Source organism: Pedobacter nototheniae, from assembly GCF_004335085.1.
Lineage (GTDB): Bacteria > Bacteroidota > Bacteroidia > Sphingobacteriales > Sphingobacteriaceae > Pedobacter > Pedobacter nototheniae.
Genome location: NZ_RQRS01000022.1, coordinates 82,396 through 101,133 on the forward strand (window position 1 = coordinate 82,396; position 18,738 = coordinate 101,133).

The window sequence follows — 18,738 nt, forward strand, 5'->3', positions numbered from 1 at the left end:
AAAATGTTGTATTAATTGGTTGTTGAGCTTTTATAGCTTATTCTATATTAATTTGCCAGCTTTTATGATAGTTTTCATCTTCAATGTCCAATGCATCTTGGGTAAGCATTAAAGGTTTAAAAGGATCAATCATTACCGCCAGTTCGTCTGTTTTTTCTTTTCCAATAGATTTTTCTACAGTTCCAGGGTGTGGCCCATGAGGAATACCTCCTGGATGCAATGTAATTTGTCCTTTTACTACGCTTTTACGACTCATAAAGTCTCCATCAACATAATAAAGCACCTCATCGCTATCCACATTGCTATGGTTATAAGGAGCAGGAATAGAATCGGGATGGTAATCGTATTTGCGTGGAACGAAAGAGCATACTACAAAATTATGTCCTTCAAACGTTTGGTGCACAGGTGGCGGTTGGTGTAATCTGCCAGTAATCGGTTCAAAATCGTGAATTGAAAATGCGTATGGATAATGATAACCGTCCCAACCTACATAATCAAATGGATGCGTACCATAAGTGTATGGGTAAATTAATCCTTGTTTTTTTATTAAAACCTTAAAATCTCCGTATTCGTCATGCGTTTGCAGGTTTTCTGGCAATCTTAAATCACGTTCGCAGTATGGCGAATGCTCCATTAATTGTCCATACTGATTTAAATAGCGTTTAGGAGGACGAAGTGGACTGAAACTTTCAACAATAAATAAACGGTTATCTTCAGTATCAAATTCCAATTGATAAATTGTACCTCTCGGGATAATTAAATAATCACCATAAGCAAATTTAATTTCCCCGAAGCCAGTTTTTAGTTTTCCAGATCCCTCATGAACAAAAATCATTTCATCAGCCTGACTGTTTTTATAGAAATAATCTGTCATTGATTTTCGTGGAGCAGCCAAAATGATGTGTAAATCACTATTTACTAAAACAGGTTTACGGCTTTTTAAATAATCATCCTCTGGCTTAATTTTAAAACCAATTAAGCTGGTATGTTTTAGGTGCTTTTCGCGGGCAATTTTTGGCTCAACACTATATGGCTCACCCAAGTGTTTTACAATTGTTGGTGGATGGCAATGGTAAACAAGCGAATAAAGGCTAGAAAAACCTTCGGTTGATACCAGTTCTTCTGCATAAAGATTTCCATCAGGTTTACGAAAAACCGTATGTCTTTTTGCTGGTATTTGCCCCAATTTATGATAAACAGGCATAATTAAATGATTTGTGGTTAGAAAAATCTATTGAAATAAACAATCAAAACGGCAATGCGTTTTAATTAAGAGAAAGCAAGAAAAATATTAAGAATATTGAGCCATGATCAGCTTAGAGAGCATCTTGTAACGACGAGCGGCAATGGCATCGTTTACTAAATTAATATGTAATGCTTTTAAGATCATGCTTTTGAAAGTACTAAAGTAGGCATTTTATTGATAAGATGAAATTTTAAGGCTTTTAATAAAAAATAAATTACTTAGTTTTAAGCTATAGCTAATTCGTAGCTTTACCCCGAATTTTAACCAAATCTTATGAAATTAGTATCGTATAAAACTGAAGACAGAGAACATTTAGGCGTTTTTATAAACGGACACATCTATAATTTAAATAGTTGTGATAAGTTGTTGCCAAATAATATGAACGAGTTTTTGCAGGGTGGTGTTGAATTGATGGATCGTGCAAAAAAAGTTGATGCTCAAATTAAAGAGGGAAGCCTACAAGCAAAAGAAGAAATTTTTTACGAAGTGCTTGCACCTGTTCCGCATCCAACAAGTTGCAGAGATGGTTACGCTTTCAGGCAGCACGTGGCTGCGGCCCGCCGTAATAGAAAAGTTGATATGATTGCTGAGTTCGATCAATATCCTATTTTCTACTTTACCAACCATAATGCCATTCAAGGTCCTGGAGAAATTGAGTGTATGCCTGATCATTTTGAAAAACTTGATTTTGAACTTGAAGTAGCAGTAGTTATTGGTAAAAAAGGAAGAAATATTAAGGCCGCAGATGCTGATGAATATATTGCAGGATATATGGTTATGAACGATATGAGTGCAAGAACCTTACAGATGGAAGAAATGCTTTTAAACCTTGGCCCAGCTAAAGGAAAGGATTTTTCGACTGTAATTGGCCCTTGGTTGGTTACGCCAGATGAGTTGGAGGCCTATAAAGTTTCGGCTAAAGATGGACACGTTGGTGCTAATTATAATTTAAAAATGACATGTAGAGTTAATGGTATTGAGCTATCTAACGGAAACATGGCCGATATGGACTGGACTTTTGCAGAAATTATTGAGCGTTGCGCCTATGGTGTTGATATTCTTCCTGGCGACGTTATTGGATCTGGTACAGTAGGCACTGGTTGTTTATTGGAGCTAAATGGAACTGGCTTGCTTAATGATCCAAATTATAAAGTGCAATGGTTGCAGCCGGGTGATGTTGTTGAAATGGAAATTACTGGATTAGGCGCTTTAAGTAACACAATTAAAAAAGTTGATAGCGATTTTTCAATTCTTGCGCTAAAAAAGAAATAAATAAAGTTTAAATGTTCTGGGATAAAATTTTATCTCAGAACATCTTTTTGTTGCTAACGAAAAATTAGCCATTGAACTTTTCAATATCCCAATATTAAGATTATAATTATATCCTGTGCTTACTCTAAAAACATCTGATTTATCTCCAGTTCAATTACAAAATTATTTGCAGTACGCCATTGCGCCGAGGCCAATTTGCTTTGCTTCTACCATAAATAATGATGGAGACATTAATTTAAGCCCCTTCAGTTTTTTTAACATGTTTAGTACAAATCCGCCCATTTGCATATTTTCTCCGGCAAGGCGGGTTCGCGATAATACAACAAAGCATACACTAGAAAATGTTTTACAAGTTAAAGAATGTGTAATCAATATTGTGGATTACAGTATGGTGCAGCAAATGAGTTTGGCGAGCACCGAGTATGCCCAGGGAATAAATGAGTTTGAAAAGGCAGGTTTTACAATGCTTAAATCTGAGTTGGTGCAACCACCGAGAGTTGCAGAAGCACCTGTGCAATTTGAGTGTATTATTAACCAGGTTATCCCGTTAGGAGAGAGCCACGGTGCCGGAAACTTAATTTTGGCAGAAATAAAACTGATCCACATTAATGAAGCTATTTTAGATGCTGAAGGAAAAATAGACCAGGAGAAAATTGATTTGGTTGCCCGTTTAGGTGGCGATTGGTACTGCAGAGTTACTAAGGATAATTTATTTAAAGTTGCAAAACCGCTTGCTAAACTCGGTATTGGTATTGATGCATTACCGCAATCGGTAAGGTTTTCAAAGGTTTTAACAGGCAACGATTTAGGGATGTTGGGTAACGTAGAACATTTGCCTACGGATGAAGAAATTGATTTAATAAATCAGTTGCCTGAAGTAAAAGAAGTTTTAGATGCCACAATTGGCGATGCAACAAATAGAGAAAGAGAATTACACGAACTGGCAAAATCCTTTTTAGTAAAAGGTGGCGTAGAAATTGCATTGAAAATTGTTTTACTATAATTTATAAACGCTATCCGGTTTAAGCATTCTAGTTTATTCGGATAATTAAAAATTATTTTATGCATACCACCGTTGCCGTTGATCAATACATTGTAAATGCTGCTGAATTTGCAATTCCATTATTAACTCATTTAAGAAAATTAGTTCATCAGGCCGATGCCCGTGTAGAGGAAAAAATTAAATGGGGAATGCCTTTTTTTGATTTCAAAGGAACGGTTTGTCATATGGCAGCATTTAAAAATCATTGTGCATTTGGTTTCTGGAAAGGCGCAATAATGGACGATCATTACAAGATTTTTAAGGAACGTACTGAGGCAATGGGTTGGTTAGGACAAATTAGATCATTTTCTGATTTACCTACCGATGAAATTCTGATTGCCTATATTCAACAAGCAATTCAGCTAAATGAAGAGGGTAAAAAATTGCCACCAAAGCCTAAAACAATTAAAACAGAAATTTTAGTTCCCCAATATTTTCTGGAAGAATTGCAGAAAGATCCTACAGCTCTAAATACTTTTCAAAATTTTAGCCCGTCCAACAAAAAAGAATATGTGAGCTGGCTTGAAGAAGCTAAAACAGAAGCCACTAAACAAAAACGATTAGAAACTGCTGTAGAGTGGATAGGTGAGGGTAAAACCCGAATGTGGAAGTATAAAAAGTAAACTATAGAATAGAAACAACTTTCATAAAACGACTTTTATAATAATCATTAAATTCTGTGATTGTTACGCCGTGTGCCTTTCCTGAAGTAGAATGAATAAATTTAATTCCATCTGCATCTATTGAATATACAATACCCACGTGACCAATTCTTCTTACTCTTGGGTTTGTACCCGTGAAGATTAAAACATCACCAACTTTAACATTTTCTAAAGTAGTTTCTTTTCCGGCACTACTAAATTCTACGGATGATCGTGGTACTTTAAATCCAAAATTACCAAATACATAACTTACAAAGCCTGAGCAATCGAAGCCTACTTTTGGGTTACTTGTGGCGTAATGATATGGAATGCCAAGCATTGATTTTGCAAAATCAATCAATGATGCCGAATTGGTACTGGAACTTGTACCTGAAGATAAATCTTTACTGGTTTTAGGTAAGTTGGCAATCAGTTTTTTAACAACCTCTTGATATTGAAGGGGTAAAATGGTTTGTGCTTTTCCTGCTGTTGCAGACAAAATGAAAAACAAAATAACGACTAATATTTTCTTCATATGCTGGCGCCAAATATATAAAAAATATTTTAAGTCAATTAAAATGTTGATAATGAGTTTAAATGCAAAAGCCTGAACTTACGCTCAGGCTTTAAAATATTTTTTTGGATTAAAATTAGATCGTAGGGAACATTGTTTGTGCTTTTTCACCAATTAAAGGAATTGGTTTTTTCTCACCGTTAATTGCACCAATTAAACCGATTATCCAAATGATAAATAATCCGATTTGTACAACATAAGCGATGTAAACCAAGGCAAGAATTCCAGTAGATACCACTAAGATTCCTAAAATAAACCCTAAACCATAGCCTAAAACTGTTACTACAATATTATATAGTAATGTTTGTCTTAATTGGTAACTGCCAAGTTCTGTTTTATTATCCTTGTGCATAGCGAAATAGGCAATTAACCAGCCTATGAACCAAAAATAGCTGATAATACCAGCAGTTTTACCATTGTCTGTTGTTACTGTGTTGTTGTTTGTTTCCATATATTTAGATTTTAGTTTCTCTTATCTAATTATAGATAAAATAGTTAGAGTATATCTAAGTAATGAAAAAAAAACTGTAATCAGAAATTTTTATGGTGTTGTTACCGCAACTGGTAATATTTTTCCATTAAAAAACTTGTGACCGGTTTTAGCGAAATCAGCAACATACTTACCCATTTCAAAAGCCATAACTGGGCTTTGATAACCTGGAAACGCAGCTTCGAGCATTTCTGTTTGGGCAGAACCCAAGGCTAAACAGTTTACTTTTATGCCAGTTTCTGCTAACTCAAAGGCTAAGCATTCCGTTAAAGTATGCAACGCCGCCTTGCTTGCTGAGTATGCAGATAAGCCTGGAAATTTAACACTTCCTTGAAAACCACCCATACTTCCAATGTTTACAATATGACTACCTTGATGCATTAAAGGCAGCGTATTTTGGATCATTCTGAAATGACTAATGACATTGCTTTGTAGCATTTCGCCTAAATCTACTTCAGTTGTTTCTAAAAAGGGTTTGTTAATTAATGAGCCTGCATTATTAATCAGGATATCTATTTTGCCCAAACGCTCGGTTAAAAATGGAACTAAAGCGGCATAATCATCATTTACAATGTCAAATTCTACAGGTAAAATGGTGCAATCAGGGTTAATACCTCTGGCAATTTCTAAAAGTTTACGCAATTTATCTGCTGATCTTGCGATGGCAACAATTTTATTTTCTTTGTGTAAGCTAAATTCCAAGGCAGTTTCAAAACCTATTCCACTGCTGGCACCTGTTATTATAATATTCATTTGTGTTGTAGTATTTTTAAAGCGGGAGCAAATTTAATCATTTTCAATAACCAACTGGCTAACCGGATTTTTAATTACATGTAATCCATCGCTAATCAACTTGGTATGATCTGCTTCTTTGCCAGCTTTAATCTCCAAATAAATGGTTATTTCTTTCTCCAATTGATGATATTCTTTCTTATGGAAAATGATTTCTAACACTTCTAAAGCGCAAAGCCAATCCTGTCTGTGTTTAGTTTTAAGTTCTTCAAAAATAGCTGATAATTGCTCTAAACCCATCCCACTTTCTCTAATCTCTCTTATCGTTTTATAAATGGCATGCAAGCGAAGTGTTTTTTCATCATAATTATGTTGATGTGTTTTTGCCTCACTAATTAAGGTTATCTCTTCGTAAGCATCCTTATCTGCTGCACCATTAAAAACAGAAACGATCTTTTCGCCAACAGCCATATCGTAAATGCCCCATTCAGGTTTAAAAAGATAATTGCCATTGCTTTCAATAACAGTACAATCTGTAAAAGCAATCAAAATTATTTTATCGTTTTCGATAAGAATATCTTTTATTTTTCCATTTACCTTAATCCCACTTTCGAAAATAAGTTCTACCTTTTCTCCAATAATTATACCTGTTGATTTTAGTTCTGCCTGCGTATAATCCTCTAAAGGTTTATTGCTGTTCTTTAATTTTCCAACGGGAGACGAAAAACCATCAGCATGATATTCTTTTCCATGCCCGGTAAGCTGTTTACTTGCAAATGCAAGTGCGGATGGACCAGTTGTTTTGATAAAAGTAAGTTCATCGCTGGTGTCTACGCCAATATCGGTAAAAATACCACTCACTTGTAAGCCAGAACTATAAACAGCCGTTGCCACGTTTTTGCAAGCAATAGCTTTCATAATACTTTCCGTACCGCCACGTCTAAAAGCCATCGTATTTGCAAATTCCTCTAAAACATCAATGAGATTTTGGAATGTTTCGGTTACAAATAGCTGTGGCTGAGGCTTAGTAATATCGTATTGATAATTTATCGTATCAATATTATACCAGAGTTTTTCTACGTCGCTATTCATGCAACTTGCACTTTCGCCAATGGACGATAATAAACCAGCGCCATAAATTTTAGGATCTTCTAAAGTGCCAATTAAGCCGTATTCTACTGTCCACCAATGTAAACGACCTAATAAGGCCATTTCGGATGGTTCGCCCATATTTTCGCTAATGTAACGAAGTTCTTTGTCAGCTTTTGCAATATCTGATTCTTTGGCATCGGTAGCTTCCTTTAAAATAGAAAGCTTTCTGATGGCTTCATAAAGTTCAAAATCTTTAGCCGAAAACATGGCTTTGGCACCAATAGAGCCAAAATAACTTAAATAATTATTATAATCTGTATCTGCAATAATAGGGGCATGGCCAGCACTTTCGTGTATAATATCTGGAGCAGGGGTATATTCTATATGGTTAATTTGGCGTATATCCGCTGCAATAACCAAAACACGATAAGCCTGATACTCCATAAAGGCTGCAGGAGGGATAAAACCATCAACAGTTACTGCACCCCAACCAATTTTGCCCAAATTATCGTTCATAGTTTGCAAATGAGGAATATACTCAATGCTTAAACCCGCTCGGTTTAGTCCTTTGATGTAAGGATAATAGGCAACATTTTTTAAGTAACTGTAATTTTGACGCATTACATAACGCCAAACCGCCTGATCTATCGGCGTATATTTTTCGTAATTCTGCGCAACAATAAATTGCTTCAAATGTTTTGGCAATTTAGCAACCTGTGCGTTGCCAAAATCGTTAAAATCGCTCATATCATGAAAATAAGTTGGTCGGCAGCTAAGTTATGATGTTGCTTTTATCTAAGCAAATAAAGCACTAGCATTAATAACACTTTCATGTAATAAAAGTTGGTGCAGCATAAAAAAGGACGAAGAAAATTACGGTTTTATCCGTTAAAAATCTGTGATGGAATGTGCTTATTTCTTTGCTTTTTTTACTTTTTTATTCACTTTCTTTACGCTAAAAGTAAAATAATGTTGGTATAAATAGCTAAAACCAGCGATTAAAACGGTAACAATTACTCTTGAAACCGTTGGGTAAATATGTAATATCTCTGCAAAGAATTTAAGGAGAATAGTGGTTAGCAGAATATTGATGAAGTTTAAATTTAAAAAACGGAGTAATTGAGTTCTTGCCCGCACTTCACTATGTGTGAAGATTACGTACCTGTTCATTAAAAAGCTATAGGGTATAACTACTGCAAAATCCACAATAAGCGCTGCGGTATCACGCTTTAAAACTATGCCTAAAAAATTTATTTCTGCCTGAGTAAAAATATACTTAAAAGCAATGGCGTAAACCAATATTCCTAATGCTGCAGAGCTACCACCGGTAACTAAATAGCGGAAATTATGCTGTGAAATGTATTTTTTAAAGGGTGGGTGAAAAAAATCAATAAAGGCTAAAATTGCATTACGCATTGTACAGTTGTGTGCTTTGGTCTATTTTGGCGCAATTTACCAATTAAATTTTTATAAGAATGCATCCTAGTGATAGATTTGCCATTCTTGAGCTTGTCGAAATATTTATTACTTCAACAAGCTCAGCTAACAGCTTTTTAAATGGCAACTAGTTTCTTAACACTTAATATTTTAAACTCTTTTATCCCATCGGGCATTTCCCAATTAATAATATCGCCGGTTTGGTAGCCGAAAAGTGCAATACTGATGGGGGCAAATACCGAAACCCTTTGGCTTTTAATATCAGCCATGCCGGGCTCAACAATTTTAAAGTTAAACTCTTGTTTATTATTCGTATTTATAATTTTAGCCTCTGTATTTAAACAAACCACATCATCAGGTAATTCATCATCATTAAATATAGTAGCTTCTTTAATTTCTGCCATTAATTTTTCTTTGTTGTAATTACTAAGGGCAGATTTTTCCAAATGCGTATTTAAAAACTTATAATCGCTTTTGGATAACAAAATGGATTTTTTGTTCATGGTAATATATTTTTAGTTAATAAAATAAAAGGTTGTGTACGTTTTGAAAAAAACGCATAAGGCAAGCCTGCGGAGGTTTATCCCCCGGAGTTAAAAAAAGAATAATCTAACCGGGGCTTAATTAATAAAGTCTTTACTGGAAATTTGGAAGCTGAATCCTAAAGAATAGTTTTCTCCATAAAAACGGCGAAACACAGCAAAAGCCTGATCCTTTGTATTAAAGGCCCAAATAGGATTGGTAAACAAGCTTTTAAAGTTTTGCATATCAGCAAATGTGCAGTTCATTTATCAAAAATCAAAGTATAACCATATAAATGATACATTTATGATAAAGGTTAGGGCACAAAAAAGCCTGGCTTATTAACCAGGCTTTCATATTAATTAATTTATTTATTAGTTGCTTTATGCGCCGGATCTGGATGAACCATGCCTTCCATTGCTTTATCAAGGTTTAAATCAAGGCCTTTAGCAATTGCAAGTCCTAAATTCATATCAGCTCTAAACCAATGGCATAGCTGGCGATTGATGATTTCATCTTTTTTGGCGCCGTTAATTCCGCCCATGGCTCCTACAATATTTTTTACTGTGTTTTCTTTAGCCTGAGGGTCCATTAAACGATAAAGGTTTCCTGGTTGTGTATAATGGTCGTTTTCGCCCTCTGCATTGCGATCATAATTATCAGCCAATAAAGAATCTAATGGCCAAGCTGGTTGATCGTAACTTTGATCAACTTCAATGTCATCAAAACTATTTGGGAAATAATTTGGTGCCGATCCACCGTTTCCATCAATCCTCATTTGCCCATCGCGTTGATAGTTATTAGTCATGTATGGGCAACGATTTACTGGAATTTGTTCGTAATTGCCCCCTAAACGATAGCGTTGCGCATCTGGATAGGATAAAATTCTTCCTTGTAACATTTTATCAGGAGAATAATAAATGCCATCTACCACATGTGCGGGTGCAAAAGCTGCTTGCTCCACGTGGGCAAAGTAATTATCAGGATTTTGATTTAGCTCCAGTTCACCAACTTCAATTAAAGGGTAATCGCCGTGTGGCCAAACTTTAGTTAAATCGAAAGGATTTAAATGGTAACTTTTAGCTTCTTCAAAAGGCATAATCTGCACATAAAGCGTCCATTTCGGAAATTCGCCTCTCTCAATAGCTTCAAAAAGATCACGTTGTGAATGATCTGGATCTTGCGCCTTCATATCTACAGCTTCATCATTAGTAAAATTCTGAATGCCTTGTTTTGTTTTAAAGTGAAATTTCACATAAAAACGCTCATGCTGCTCATTGTAAAAAGAGAACGTATGGCTACCAAAACCATCCATATGGCGGTAAGAGAATGGTGTACCTCTGTCGCTCATTAAAATTAAAACCTGGTGTAAACTTTCGGGGTTTAAGCTCCAGAAATCCCACATCATGGTTGGGCTTTTTGTATTAGTTTGAGGATCTCGTTTTTGTGTATGGATAAAATCACCAAACTTTTTAGGATCTTTTACAAAGAAAACGGGTGTATTATTGCCTACTAAATCCCAGTTGCCATCTTCAGTATAAAATTTCAATGCAAAGCCACGCGGATCACGCTCGCTATCTGCAGAGCCTTTTTCGCCACCAACGGTAGAGAAACGTAAAAACGTTTTGGTTTGCTTGCCAATTTCAGAGAAAAGCTTTGCCTTAGTATATTTTGTAATATCGTGTGTAACCGTAAAAGTACCATAAGCACCAGAACCTTTAGCATGCACTACACGCTCAGGAATACGTTCGCGGTTAAAGTGAAACATTTTTTCATGTAAAATGAAATCCTGTACTAATATTGGTCCTCTTGGGCCAACTGTCATGCTATCTTCGTTATTCGCATACGGAATACCCGACGCACTTGTTAGTTTTTTCTTTTCGCTCATGTTTATGTTTTATTAGTGTTTTGCGATTATAAAAATCAGGTTATTTTAGCTCGCACGCAAACTGTTATTTTCTATTTCAACATAGATATTATTGATATAGTTTTAGAAATTGTTTTTTGTCTAAAAAAATGATCGTCCTTCTGAACTTGTTTCAGAATCTATCTTAAAAGACCTTGAACTAAATTCAGGGTGACGGAGTAAAATATTAGTGAAATTTAATAGTTTCATAGAAACAATTTCTAATTAAATTTAACTAATATTATTGATTTCGGGCGTAAAAAGTTGGTTGCGCAACAAAATCTATAACCGTACAATAATTAAAAGATGGATGGGGCTGAATGTTTACACCAACAAGATTTAATTTATATTTCTGATCTAAAATGTTGTATCGATGCCCGAGCGAAGGAACACCGCAATCCAGTAGCAGGTGGCAAACAATATCAAGGCTGTTGGAGTAACCAAAATCTATATTTTCGCTCATGGCTTTATTAGGGAAATATTTTGATAAACGTTTAGAAAACGTATCGCCATTACTACTTTCGTGTGTGTCGAGATTATTTCTGTTCAAATCCATCGCGTGGCTTTTACTTAAAGAAGTGAGTTTCTCATCTGGATAGAAAAGAGAAAGATTTTTAATGCCTTTTAAATTTTTTAGTAATGAAATGTAGTAGGGGTTATTTCTGGCGATTTTAAGCTCGTTATAATTTCTATACTTCTTAACATTGGCATTGTAGGTATTAATATAATCCTCCAAAAAGGTATTATAAAATTTTTCGCCATCAAGGCGAATCAAATTCATGTATAAAATAACGTTCTTTTCTTCTGTGGTTAAGTAGTTTGCTTTTTCTGCAGTATTTGCCTTTTTAATTTCAGCATCCGTCCAATCCTGTCCAAAAACCGGATAAACAAAGACAACAAGAAATAGAATTAGAAAGTAGCGAAACATGTATGTTTTTTATGGATAACGTGTTTTAAAACTATTTATTTTTATTAGGAATTTTTAAATAATAAAGCTTGGTAAGCAATTAGTTACAGCAACTCAATAACTGTGATTATGGATTATCTGTATTTTAGCTTCAGTAAATCATGAAAAAAATATACGCCATAATTTTTTGCCTACTTTTTTCTTTTGGGATTAAAGCACAAACAGATACAACGTTAATTAAATTATTAGCTAAACAAGTGCAAAAAGAATATGCACCAGATAAACGCAGCGTTTATTTTAATGTTTTAGTTAAAGGAGATAGTGTTTTCGCTGAAAGTACTTCTGAAAACGCCTTGCAGGAATTTAATAAGCTAACAAAAGATATTTCAGGAATTAAAAATACGATTCAGTTACTGCCTTCAAAGTTATTAAATGGAAAAGAATATGGATTGGCTAATCTATCTGTTTGTAATAACAGGGCATTTCCTCAAAATTCGGCAGAAATGATGACGCAAATGATTTTAGGAACACCAGTACAGGTTTTGAAAAAACAAGCTGGTTATTATTTAGTGCGTACACCGGATGGTTATATCTCCTGGACGGATGGTGCTGCCATAAGTTTAATGAGCAAACAAGAATTTGATAATTGGAAAGCCTCTAAAAGAATTATTTATACAGAAGATTTTGGTCATGCTTTTACAAAACCAAGTTTAGCTTCAGATCGGGTTTCTGATTTAGTTAAGGGGAATATTTTAGTTTTAAGTGCTGAGGAAAAAGGATTTTATAAAGTAATTTTTCCAGATCAAAGGATTGGATACATTAAAAAGAACGAAGTATTGATGTTTTCAGATTGGAAAAAAAGGGCCAATCCAACATCTGAAGCCATTTTAGCGACGGCAAAAACATTAATCGGTGTACCTTATTTGTGGGGAGGCACATCAATAAAGGGAGTAGATTGTAGTGGATTTACAAAAACAAGCTACTTTTTAAATGGGATTATTATTCCTCGTGATGCATCGCAGCAGGCCTTAATAGGAGAGGAAGTTGACGTTTTAGAGAATGACAACATTAGTGTAGCCAAATGCCTTAAAAACTTATTGCCAGGTGATTTAATGTTTTTTTCTGCTGCTAAACGTAAAGGCATAAATAGTGGCAGAGTTACGCATACCGCTATTTATATGGGTAATGGAACATTTATTCAAGCTGCGGGTATGGTAAAAATTAATAGTATTGTGCCTGATGCTTCAAATTATGATGAGCGCCAAAGCATTACTTTGGTAGGAGCGAGGCGCTTACTAACTGATATTGGCAAAGCTGAAATTACCAGAGTAGATCAGCACGCATGGTATGGAAATAATTAACACGGTATTAAAATATAAAAGGACATTAAGCTAGCTTAATGTCCTTTGTGTTTCTAACTATAAAAACATACCGCCTGATGCTTCAATACGTTGCGCATTAATCCATCGAGCATCTTCTGTGCATAAAAATGCAACTAAACCGCCAATGTCATCTGGTAAACCTACACGACCTAAAGCTGTTTGAGCAGAAATCATTTTGTTAAGTTGTTCATTATCACGAACGGCGCCACCGCTAAAGTCTGTTTCAATTGCACCTGGGGCCACAATGTTTGATCTAATTCCTCTTGCACCTAATTCCTTTGCCTGATATTTTGTTAAAATTTCCATGGCACCTTTCATGGATGCATAAGCTGCGTATCCAGGTAAGCTAAATCTTGCTAAACCCGTAGAGATATTAATAATACCACCACCATCATTTAATATTTCCAATGCTTTTTGTGTTAAAAAGAATGGCCCTTTAAAATGAATGTTTACTAAATTATCGAATTGGTCTTCTGTTGTTTCCGCAAAAGATGCATGCGCACCAATACCGGCATTGTTAATTAGGAAATCAATTTTATCAGCATTAAAAACAGATTTTAAAATAGATTTCACTTCACTAAAGAAATTATCGAATGATGAAGCATCATTTACACTTAATTGTAAGGCTGCAGCATTTACACCAAGCTTTTTAATTTCTGCTACTGTGTTTTCTGCATCTTCTTTTTTAGATTGATAGGTTACAATAACATCAATCCCTTTGGCCGCGATTTTTAAAGCAGCATTTTTTCCTAATCCGCGGCTACCGCCGGTTACCAGGGCAATTTTATTTTGTGTTTCCATTTTCTTTTAATTTGTTAAACAAAGGTATGCCCAAATTAAGGATTAAAATGGTGAGTAGTTAAGTTAAAATGGTGACAGTTTAAGTTTTATATGGTGACAATTTCCTTTTTTTGTGCTAGTGACTGGAAATAAGCTTCGCGATATTGCTTTGGTGTTTGCCCAGAAAAGTGTTTGAAAAATTTAGTGAAGTTTGATGGATCGTAAGTAAGTGTGCGGGCAATTTCTGCAATAGGGGTACTTACGTTTTGCAACATAGATTTTGAAATTTCCATCAGTCGCTCCTCAAAAAAGTAACAAGGCGAATGGCCCGTAGCCGATTTAATGGTATTACTTAAATGCGTTGGATGTACATGAATTAATTCGGCAAAATCCCTAACCTCAAACATTTCAGTTGTTCTGCCAGATACTACATCATCAAGATGTTTATCCAGTTCTTTCAAAAAATCTGCTGCAATTTCGTGTTGACGGGCAAAAAACTTCTGTGGAATTTTCATCTGAATAAATTGTTTTTTTTTGGTGATGATGCAATTATGATTTTACTCACGCTTTTGTACTTAAACAAATATAGTATTCAACGAAAGGATTATGAAATAGGAAGAGGATTTTGACATGCCAATTATTTGCTTACAAGCCATTAGCAGCAACTAAATTATTTAATCTTTTTTCCTGTACCTAGCCAAAATAAGGCATTAATAATCATTTTGTTCTGCATTTCATTATCAAAAGTATAGGACAACGTTTTATTCGTTTTATCAAATTTATGCTCGTAATCAATATCATTATGCCCCATATTTACATAAAGCATTTTATAGTTTTTATTTGTCCAAACAACTGGATAATAACCGCTACGCCAAATTTCATGCTCTTTTGGTCCCGTACCCAAAGGGAAACTTGTAGAATCTATTGCCAGCAAAATTTTAATATCAGGATTTTTTCTTAAATCATTTTGCCATCTGTACCATTCATTTGGTTGAGCCTTAAATGTTGAAGGCAGGCTTTTGGTAACCGGATGTTTTTTATCTTCAATTTTTAATACAGCCGAAGTTGGTCGCCAGGTATTGCTGCCATAACCGCCCGAACCTAAAAATGTGTTGTGATACCAATCCCAATTTGTATCATAAGCAGATTTTGCCAAAGCAAATGCTGAAAAATGGAAGCCCATCCAACCGCCACCATTTTCCATATATTTTTGAAATGCTTCACGCTGTACGGTTTCTTCCGGGCGGGTATCTAAAAATAAAACCACCTGATATTTTGAAAGAAATTCTGCATTTAAATTGTTCCAATTTGCTGTAGAATCGTAGCTGAAATTATATTTTTTAGCCATTTCTGGAAACCATTTATTGGCCTCGTGTACATAACTAATGTGCGCCTGATCATTTTTGCCTGTATAAAAAGCAATTACATTAAATTTTGCCTTTTTTTGGTGTTGCGCAAAAGTTGTGAAACAGAAACTGAGCATCAAAATTAATGCACAAACAAAGTTTTTGGGATGAGGCATTTGAAGAGATTTATACTCCGAAGATAATAAATTTTGAAAAATAAAAAAGCCGCAAGCGATGAACTTGCGGCTGTATATTTTAAAATAAAATAATTACATCGTAGAGTAGGTAAGATTAAAACTGCCCTCAGTAACGGTTTTAGTGGTATTAATTTGAGAATCTTGATTCGGTGCAACAAAGTTAAACGTACCTTGAATATTGGTGGCAGTTGCGCTAGTAACAATTACACTCCCTGTTGATGACATAAACGAACCGCTCGGCGTTAAATCTTGATTGTAAGATGCCTGAGCAAGATTATCAATGGTGTAAACACCAGCACCTTTAAAATCATATATTGCAATTGTAATGATCTTATCACCGTTTTTGCCAATAATAGTAAGTGTTTTACCCAATGGGCTACCAGTTATTAAGGTAGCCTGTGCTGTAAAAGCAGTATAAGTTCCATCAACCTTTGCGCTTAATGCCGCACTTGCAACTACCGGCTGATCCCACTCTGGATGGTAGTCGATGTTTTTTTTGCAAGAAGTAAGTGTAACTGCACATGCAAATACAAATAAGGCAAAGGTTTTGAAGTTTCTCATGATTATAATTTTAAAATCAATTAATTTGATAATAAAGTTTTCCAACTCACCTTATCGCCAATAATTTTTTCTAAATCGGCAATAGCCACACGTTCTTGCTCCATACTATCGCGATGACGGATGGTAACGGTATTATCCTCTAAACTTTGATGATCTACAGTAATGCAAAATGGTGTACCCACCGCATCCTGACGGCGGTAACGCTTGCCAATAGCATCTTTCTCTTCGTAAATACAGTTGAAATCAAATTTCAGGCTATCCATAATTTCGCGAGCTTTCTCTGGTAAACCATCTTTTTTAGTTAAAGGGAAAATTGCGACTTTAACAGGGGCAAGGGCAGGGTGTAAACGCAGTAAGGTGCGACTATCCTGTTTTTCATCCGTACTTAAATCTTGTTCCTCAAACGCATTAATCATCGTTAATAAGAACATACGATCTAAACCTATAGAAGTTTCAATTACATACGGCACATAATTACCATATGGTTTACCTTCTTCATTTAAATCGTTATCAAAATACTGCATTTTCTTGCCAGAAAACTCTTGGTGCTGTTTTAAATCGAAATCTGTACGGCTGTGTATCCCTTCAACCTCTTTAAATCCAAATGGAAATTCAAATTCAATATCAGTTGCAGCATTGGCATAGTGCGCAAGCTTAACATGGTCGTGGTAGCGGTATTTTTCAGGAGATGTACCCAAAGCCTGGTGCCATTTTAAACGTGCTTCTTTCCAGTATTCAAACCATTTTTTATCCTCGCCCGGGCGAACGAAAAATTGCATTTCCATTTGCTCAAATTCACGCATACGCATAATAAACTGACGGGCAATTACTTCATTTCTAAAAGCCTTGCCAATTTGCGCAATACCAAAAGGAATTTTCATCCTCCCTGATTTTTGAACATTTAAAAAGTTTACAAAAATACCCTGTGCCGTTTCCGGACGAAGGTAAACCTCATCGCTACCCTCAGCCATTGCACCAAACTGAGTACTAAACATTAAGTTAAACTGGCGTACTTCTGTCCAGTTTTTTGTGCCACTAACCGGGCAAACAATATCATGTTCTTCAATTAAAACTTTTAATTGAGGTAAGTCTTCGGCTGTTAAGGCTGCATCCATATCAGCCTGCAATTTTGCAGCCTTTTCTGTTTTGCCATCCTTTTCATAACGAGCAATTTTATCTTCTAATAACTGATCGGCACGGTAACGTTTTTTCGAATCCTTGTTATCAATCATCGGGTCATTAAAACCATCAACATGTCCGCTGGCTTTCCAAACCTTAGGGTGCATAAAAATTGCAGAATCAATACCTACAATATTTTCGTGCATTTGCACCATGGCTTTCCACCAATATGTTTTAATGTTGTTTTTTAATTCGGCACCCAATTGGCCGTAATCATAAACGGCACTAAGGCCATCGTATATTTCGCTGCTTTGAAATACAAAACCATATTCCTTAGCGTGTGATATTACATTTTTAAATTGTTCGTCGTTACTTTTTGCCATAATGCAGCAAATATAATAAAAAGGTGGAGGGTTTAAAGGTATAAGACTGAAGGTTTTTAAACAGGTTTTAAGAATTTACTCATGCTGTTGGTGTTATACATCAATCGCATATAATCACTTCATAACACATTACTTAGATCACATTTAGATGGTACGGTTATAACATCGACCATAGGTACAATAAATAATGATTTGGAAATGAAGGGTTCTGTATTTTATGGCAACTGCAGCCCCGCTTTTGTTTCTCCCGATAGAAAAATCGGGATTCACGACAATCGGGTTTAAGAATAATGGTTTTGAGAAAGTATTGCTTTACAAACGCTGTTAAATAAACCTGACCGCAGCCGTATCCCCGATTTTTTCTATCGGGATTTAGCAAAGGGCAGGACTGCTTAAGCCAATAACTTCTGCCGTTCATTTTCAAATAATAATGAATCAAGAAGTAGGTTCAAAACCAGCTGTTTGAGATGTTAGCTTTTTCAGCGCATCTCGTACCATTGATGAAGCAGGATTCCAAATCCTGAATATCATTTATAGCTTTTACCTATTTGCGGGTTCAGAGAACCCTTTTTATTGTTAATTCGAGATGCCTACGTAACATCTCGAACAGCTGACAATCGGGTTTAAGAATAATGGTTTTGAGAAAGTATTGCATTACAAACGCTGTTAAATAAACCTGACCGCAGCGGTATCCCCGATTTTTTCTATCGGGATTTAGCAAAGGGCAGGACTGCTTAAGCCAATAACTTCTGCCGTTCATTTTCAGATAATAATGATTCAAGCAGTAGGTTCAAAACCAGCTGTTTGAGATGTTAGCTTTTTCAGCGCATCTCGTACCATTGATGAAGCAGGATTTCCAAATCCTGAATATCATTTATAGCTTTTACCTATTTGCGGGTTCAGAGAACCCTTTTTATTGTTAATTCGAGATGCCTACGTAACATCTCGAACAGCTGAATTCTAAACTATCTACTGAAAGTTCGGGTCTGTTCAATAAACTGTGTCATTGATTAAATCTGTCCTCAAAAAATATAGCAATTTGTGCTTGCATAATTTTCCATCCAGTCACAGGATTTATCCATCCATTTCTATGATTAATAAATACAAGA

Annotated in this window: 19 protein-coding genes; 4 read left to right on the forward strand and 15 right to left on the reverse strand. The window is 35.4% G+C overall.

The window, feature by feature from the left end:
• Positions 1-37: 37 nt before the first annotated feature.
• Positions 38-1,204 (reverse strand): homogentisate 1,2-dioxygenase, encoded by a 1,167-nt coding sequence (locus EHC72_RS17800; protein WP_131539063.1) that lies wholly within the window; start codon positions 1,202-1,204, stop codon positions 38-40.
• A 315-nt stretch (positions 1,205-1,519) separates the two neighbouring features.
• Between EHC72_RS17800 and EHC72_RS17805 the strand changes: the two genes are divergently transcribed.
• The 3 genes from EHC72_RS17805 to EHC72_RS17815 all read left to right on the forward strand — a co-directional run bounded on the left by EHC72_RS17805 (position 1,520) and on the right by EHC72_RS17815 (position 4,183).
• Positions 1,520-2,518, forward strand: a complete 999-nt coding sequence (locus EHC72_RS17805; protein WP_131539064.1) for a fumarylacetoacetate hydrolase family protein — start codon at positions 1,520-1,522, stop codon at positions 2,516-2,518.
• Positions 2,519-2,633: 115 nt separating this feature from the next.
• Positions 2,634-3,521 carry a flavin reductase family protein gene (locus EHC72_RS17810; RefSeq protein WP_131539065.1) on the forward strand — a complete coding sequence of 296 codons (888 nt, stop codon included), beginning with the start codon at positions 2,634-2,636 and terminating at the stop codon, positions 3,519-3,521.
• Positions 3,522-3,580: 59 nt separating this feature from the next.
• Positions 3,581-4,183, forward strand: coding sequence for a YdeI/OmpD-associated family protein (locus tag EHC72_RS17815; protein WP_131539066.1), 603 nt, complete (start codon positions 3,581-3,583; stop codon positions 4,181-4,183).
• Position 4,184: 1 nt separating this feature from the next.
• Here the strand turns inward: EHC72_RS17815 and EHC72_RS17820 are convergent, their stop codons facing one another.
• The 9 genes from EHC72_RS17820 to EHC72_RS17855 all read right to left on the reverse strand — a co-directional run bounded on the left by EHC72_RS17820 (position 4,185) and on the right by EHC72_RS17855 (position 11,882).
• Entirely contained in the window at positions 4,185-4,736 is a 552-nt protein-coding gene (locus EHC72_RS17820) for a C40 family peptidase (RefSeq protein WP_131539067.1), read from the reverse strand.
• A 115-nt stretch (positions 4,737-4,851) separates the two neighbouring features.
• Positions 4,852-5,226, reverse strand: coding sequence for a hypothetical protein (locus tag EHC72_RS17825; protein ID WP_131539068.1), 375 nt, complete (start codon positions 5,224-5,226; stop codon positions 4,852-4,854).
• A 90-nt stretch (positions 5,227-5,316) separates the two neighbouring features.
• On the reverse strand, positions 5,317-6,018 hold the full coding sequence (locus EHC72_RS17830; protein ID WP_131539069.1) for an SDR family oxidoreductase: 702 nt from the start codon (positions 6,016-6,018) through the stop codon (positions 5,317-5,319).
• A 33-nt stretch (positions 6,019-6,051) separates the two neighbouring features.
• A complete protein-coding gene (locus EHC72_RS17835) occupies positions 6,052-7,836 on the reverse strand; it encodes an aromatic amino acid hydroxylase (RefSeq protein ID WP_131539070.1) in 1,785 nt (594 codons plus the stop codon).
• 165 nt (positions 7,837-8,001) lie between these two features.
• A complete protein-coding gene (locus EHC72_RS17840; protein WP_131539071.1) occupies positions 8,002-8,505 on the reverse strand; it encodes a GtrA family protein in 504 nt (167 codons plus the stop codon).
• Positions 8,506-8,642: 137 nt separating this feature from the next.
• The gene (locus EHC72_RS17845; protein ID WP_131539072.1) at positions 8,643-9,029 is read right to left on the reverse strand and encodes a GreA/GreB family elongation factor; all 387 of its coding nucleotides are present in this window, start codon (positions 9,027-9,029) and stop codon (positions 8,643-8,645) included.
• A gap of 117 nt (positions 9,030-9,146) precedes the next feature.
• Entirely contained in the window at positions 9,147-9,314 is a 168-nt protein-coding gene (locus EHC72_RS22725; protein WP_165585862.1) for a hypothetical protein, read from the reverse strand.
• A gap of 101 nt (positions 9,315-9,415) precedes the next feature.
• A complete protein-coding gene (locus EHC72_RS17850) occupies positions 9,416-10,936 on the reverse strand; it encodes a catalase (RefSeq protein WP_131539073.1) in 1,521 nt (506 codons plus the stop codon).
• A gap of 259 nt (positions 10,937-11,195) precedes the next feature.
• Entirely contained in the window at positions 11,196-11,882 is a 687-nt protein-coding gene (locus tag EHC72_RS17855; protein WP_131539074.1) for a CAP domain-containing protein, read from the reverse strand.
• A gap of 140 nt (positions 11,883-12,022) precedes the next feature.
• On the opposite strand from EHC72_RS17855, the gene EHC72_RS17860 reads away from it, so the two are divergent.
• Entirely contained in the window at positions 12,023-13,222 is a 1,200-nt protein-coding gene (locus EHC72_RS17860) for an SH3 domain-containing C40 family peptidase (RefSeq protein WP_131539075.1), read from the forward strand.
• Positions 13,223-13,279: 57 nt separating this feature from the next.
• Here EHC72_RS17860 and EHC72_RS17865 read toward each other — a convergent pair whose 3' ends face one another.
• The 5 genes from EHC72_RS17865 to EHC72_RS17885 form a co-directional block, all read right to left on the reverse strand.
• Positions 13,280-14,044: an SDR family NAD(P)-dependent oxidoreductase gene (locus EHC72_RS17865; protein ID WP_131539076.1), complete on the reverse strand. Its 765-nt coding sequence runs from the start codon at positions 14,042-14,044 to the stop codon at positions 13,280-13,282.
• A gap of 86 nt (positions 14,045-14,130) precedes the next feature.
• A complete protein-coding gene (locus EHC72_RS17870; protein ID WP_131539077.1) occupies positions 14,131-14,538 on the reverse strand; it encodes a helix-turn-helix domain-containing protein in 408 nt (135 codons plus the stop codon).
• A 155-nt stretch (positions 14,539-14,693) separates the two neighbouring features.
• Positions 14,694-15,545, reverse strand: a complete 852-nt coding sequence (locus EHC72_RS17875; protein ID WP_131539078.1) for a ThuA domain-containing protein — start codon at positions 15,543-15,545, stop codon at positions 14,694-14,696.
• Between the two features lie 93 nt (positions 15,546-15,638).
• Positions 15,639-16,127: a DUF6252 family protein gene (locus tag EHC72_RS17880; RefSeq protein ID WP_131539079.1), complete on the reverse strand. Its 489-nt coding sequence runs from the start codon at positions 16,125-16,127 to the stop codon at positions 15,639-15,641.
• Positions 16,128-16,147: 20 nt separating this feature from the next.
• Entirely contained in the window at positions 16,148-17,629 is a 1,482-nt protein-coding gene (locus EHC72_RS17885) for a glycine--tRNA ligase (RefSeq protein ID WP_131539080.1), read from the reverse strand.
• Positions 17,630-18,738: the final 1,109 nt, after the last annotated feature.

Excerpts from the sequence above, each read along its gene's own strand:
- EHC72_RS17880 (WP_131539079.1), bottom strand. The coding sequence starts at position 16,127 with ATGAGAAACTTCAAAACCTTTGCCTTATTTGTATTTGCATGTGCAGTT.
- EHC72_RS17830 (WP_131539069.1), bottom strand. The coding sequence starts at position 6,018 with ATGAATATTATAATAACAGGTGCCAGCAGTGGAATAGGTTTTGAAACT.
- EHC72_RS17815 (WP_131539066.1), top strand. The coding sequence starts at position 3,581 with ATGCATACCACCGTTGCCGTTGATCAATACATTGTAAATGCTGCTGAA.
- EHC72_RS17870 (WP_131539077.1), bottom strand. The coding sequence starts at position 14,538 with ATGAAAATTCCACAGAAGTTTTTTGCCCGTCAACACGAAATTGCAGCA.
- EHC72_RS17805 (WP_131539064.1), top strand. The coding sequence starts at position 1,520 with ATGAAATTAGTATCGTATAAAACTGAAGACAGAGAACATTTAGGCGTT.
- EHC72_RS17850 (WP_131539073.1), bottom strand. The coding sequence starts at position 10,936 with ATGAGCGAAAAGAAAAAACTAACAAGTGCGTCGGGTATTCCGTATGCG.
- EHC72_RS17840 (WP_131539071.1), bottom strand. The coding sequence starts at position 8,505 with ATGCGTAATGCAATTTTAGCCTTTATTGATTTTTTTCACCCACCCTTT.
- EHC72_RS17820 (WP_131539067.1), bottom strand. The coding sequence starts at position 4,736 with ATGAAGAAAATATTAGTCGTTATTTTGTTTTTCATTTTGTCTGCAACA.
- EHC72_RS17860 (WP_131539075.1), top strand. The coding sequence starts at position 12,023 with ATGAAAAAAATATACGCCATAATTTTTTGCCTACTTTTTTCTTTTGGG.
- EHC72_RS17800 (WP_131539063.1), bottom strand. The coding sequence starts at position 1,204 with ATGCCTGTTTATCATAAATTGGGGCAAATACCAGCAAAAAGACATACG.
- EHC72_RS17865 (WP_131539076.1), bottom strand. The coding sequence starts at position 14,044 with ATGGAAACACAAAATAAAATTGCCCTGGTAACCGGCGGTAGCCGCGGA.
- EHC72_RS17855 (WP_131539074.1), bottom strand. The coding sequence starts at position 11,882 with ATGTTTCGCTACTTTCTAATTCTATTTCTTGTTGTCTTTGTTTATCCG.
- EHC72_RS17825 (WP_131539068.1), bottom strand. The coding sequence starts at position 5,226 with ATGGAAACAAACAACAACACAGTAACAACAGACAATGGTAAAACTGCT.
- EHC72_RS17875 (WP_131539078.1), bottom strand. The coding sequence starts at position 15,545 with ATGCCTCATCCCAAAAACTTTGTTTGTGCATTAATTTTGATGCTCAGT.
- EHC72_RS17845 (WP_131539072.1), bottom strand. The coding sequence starts at position 9,029 with ATGAACAAAAAATCCATTTTGTTATCCAAAAGCGATTATAAGTTTTTA.
- EHC72_RS17835 (WP_131539070.1), bottom strand. The coding sequence starts at position 7,836 with ATGAGCGATTTTAACGATTTTGGCAACGCACAGGTTGCTAAATTGCCA.
- EHC72_RS17885 (WP_131539080.1), bottom strand. The coding sequence starts at position 17,629 with ATGGCAAAAAGTAACGACGAACAATTTAAAAATGTAATATCACACGCT.
- EHC72_RS22725 (WP_165585862.1), bottom strand. The coding sequence starts at position 9,314 with ATGAACTGCACATTTGCTGATATGCAAAACTTTAAAAGCTTGTTTACC.